Below are 2,462 nucleotides of genomic sequence, written 5' to 3' on the forward strand. Positions count from 1 at the left end.
CCCAGAGTCTACCAAACGCAGAGGACGAGTGGGAAAGGGGATTTCAAATACTTTAACAACTTCTGACAATATGGGAGTGGTTGTTGCTGCTTTGGAATACCGTAAGGACAAGTGGTATGAAGTGACTGGAATAATCCTAGATGGAAAACTGTATCGGTTGAGAATCAGACGCCTAACCCCAAGAGAGTGTTTCAGGCTCCAAGGATTTCCTGATTGGGCTTATCAAAGGGCAGAGAGCGTATCCAGTAAAAGTCAGTTGTATAAACAGGCCGGAAATAGTGTGACCGTAACCGTTATTGAAGCCATTGCTAGAGAATTTAGAAAGATTGAAGAGGAAGAAGAACATGACATTATTACACACTAAGAGTATTAGGGAATGCACAGAACTGGAAGAAGCCATTCATCAAGAAGAAATGGATAATATCATGAATTTAGTCTTTGAGTTACCAGATTATGACTGTGAACTTTCAGTAACCTATATTGATGACTATCATAAAAATTATTGGTCGCCTTACTTTTTAGAGTCAAACTTACATCGTATAGAAGAGTTACTCCAAAATGAAGACCTTATAAATGGAGTGGATGTCTTTTTAACTGAAGAGAACGATCTAGCTTTTAAAGTCTATGGTCAGAGCTATTCATATCAGGAAAATGTTGGTATCTTAACGGCACTTGTGACTGTGACATGTTTTGGGGAAGGCAGGTCACCGATTGATATGAGTAAGGTGTTCACACCACCAACTCAAGAAATGGTGCTAATCGTATAGATGGTCTAGGTATAGGCTATCAAAAATCTAAGAATGACAACCAATAGAAAGGTTGAAGAGGAAGAAACATGAAATTACTACATGAAAAAAGTATCTTAGACTGCTCAGATCTTGAGTTAGAAATACATTATGCTGAAACAGAACGACAGGACAGCCTAATTGCTAGTCTACCAGACTATGATTGTGATGTCATGGTCGTCTACGAGGATAGTTATCACAAAGAGAAAATTTCACCAAAGCTGTTTGAATCAAATCTTAAGAATTATCAAGAATTTATTCAGAATGAGGATCTAAAAAATGGTGGGGATGCCTTTTTAACAGATGAAAATCATTTAGCATTCAGAACTTATGGTCAGTTGTACAAATACAAAGGTCAATATGAAATGGTCCAATGTCTTATAACAATTAAATGCTACGGTGAAGGCAGGTCACCTATTGATATGAGTAAGGTGTTTACCCCACCAACTCAAGCATTAGAGAAGGAGCTATCTGTGTAGGAGGAAGAGATGTTAGAAATCTATTTAAGTCGAAATACCAGTCGGAATCAAAAACTCCTGTCTTTTTGTGACTCGCATGGTATTTCCTACTCCTGTAAAGAAGTGAGTCATCTATCACGTGAAGAATTACTGAGGTTGTTTACCAAAAGCAGTGATTGTTTTACGCTCTTATCCCCTTCGCTACAACGATTTAAAGGTCATAGAGAGATGAAATTGAGTGAGTTAGTGACGTTAGTTCTACGGAAACCTGACCAGAATCTTCGTCTCCCACTTGTGGTTTGTGAGGATAACGTGTATCCCGATATGAGTTTAGAAGAAGCGAGGACCTTTCTTCCGAGAAGTCAAAAAGTGGTTTCCTTTCGTGAATATCTTTTTAAGGACATGACGACATAAGGAGGAGCTATGAACGAACGCTTTTGGGAAAATTTGGAAATTATCGTTATGGAAAAAGGACTGTCATGGGCTGCCCTTGCTCGACAGATGTTTAAGGGACAATACGTCTACCCTAGTGAGTTTAAGCGCCTCTACCAAACCTTTCGTCACTACAAATCTCATCGTCTCATGCCACAAGTCAAATGGGTGGAGACAATAGTGACCGTCTTAGAGATTGACTATGAAGATTTGTTTAGGAGGTAGAGATGAAACGTTTAGTAGTCATGTACGGAGCCATTCATGTTAATGTCTTCCTAGTGAGTGTGTACCTAGTTGGTTTGCTAAATGGGGCATGGTTAACAGTTTTACAAGTGACGTTTCTAGCCCTGCTATTGTGGAGCTGGAAAAGGTTTAAGATACCGAAAAGAAACCTATCCTTGAAGGAGAGAGGGCTTTGGGTACTTGGTAGTCTAGGTGTCATGGTAAGTATTGCTCTTATCATGAGTGCTATGTTTTCAGGAAGTGAGGCAAATCAAGAAACGTTAGTGATTGTTCAAAACCAGATTCCTGTTCTGTCCTTTATTCTTTTTCTCCTTAATGCCAGTGTCGTGGAAGAAGTCTTTTACCGAGAAGTGTTGTGGGGACTCTTGTCTCAACCAATGAGTCAAGTTGTGTTAACGAGTCTCCTCTTTGCCTTAGCCCACCACCCCTCTAGTTTATTCACTTGGGTGCTTTATGGGAGTTTAGGTCTCACACTTGGTGTGGTGAGAGGGCAAACAGACTGCTTGAACTCAACTCTCGTTCATCTGTCTTGGAACAGTATCGC

6 protein-coding genes are annotated in these 2,462 nt (G+C 39.9%); all 6 read left to right on the forward strand.

The features are described 5' to 3' along the window. On the forward strand, positions 1–364 hold a 364-nt coding region (locus J2S23_RS11230; RefSeq protein WP_307122787.1), incomplete at its 5' end, for a DNA cytosine methyltransferase. Next, a complete protein-coding gene (locus J2S23_RS11235; protein ID WP_017649788.1) occupies positions 345–767 on the forward strand; it encodes a hypothetical protein in 423 nt (140 codons plus the stop codon). The genes J2S23_RS11230 and J2S23_RS11235, both read left to right, overlap by 20 nt. Positions 768–835: 68 nt before the next feature. Further along, positions 836–1,264, forward strand: a complete 429-nt coding sequence (locus J2S23_RS11240; protein ID WP_307122788.1) for a hypothetical protein — start codon at positions 836–838, stop codon at positions 1,262–1,264. A gap of 9 nt (positions 1,265–1,273) precedes the next feature. Next, entirely contained in the window at positions 1,274–1,657 is a 384-nt protein-coding gene (locus tag J2S23_RS11245) for a thioredoxin domain-containing protein (RefSeq protein ID WP_307122789.1), read from the forward strand. Between the two features lie 9 nt (positions 1,658–1,666). After that, positions 1,667–1,900, forward strand: coding sequence for a transcriptional regulator (locus J2S23_RS11250; protein WP_307122790.1), 234 nt, complete (start codon positions 1,667–1,669; stop codon positions 1,898–1,900). A gap of 2 nt (positions 1,901–1,902) precedes the next feature. Then, positions 1,903–2,462, forward strand: a 560-nt coding sequence (locus J2S23_RS11255) for a CPBP family intramembrane glutamic endopeptidase (protein WP_307122791.1), incomplete at its 3' end; no start/stop codon positions are given.

The organism is Streptococcus moroccensis (assembly GCF_030812835.1).
Lineage (GTDB): Bacteria > Bacillota > Bacilli > Lactobacillales > Streptococcaceae > Streptococcus > Streptococcus moroccensis.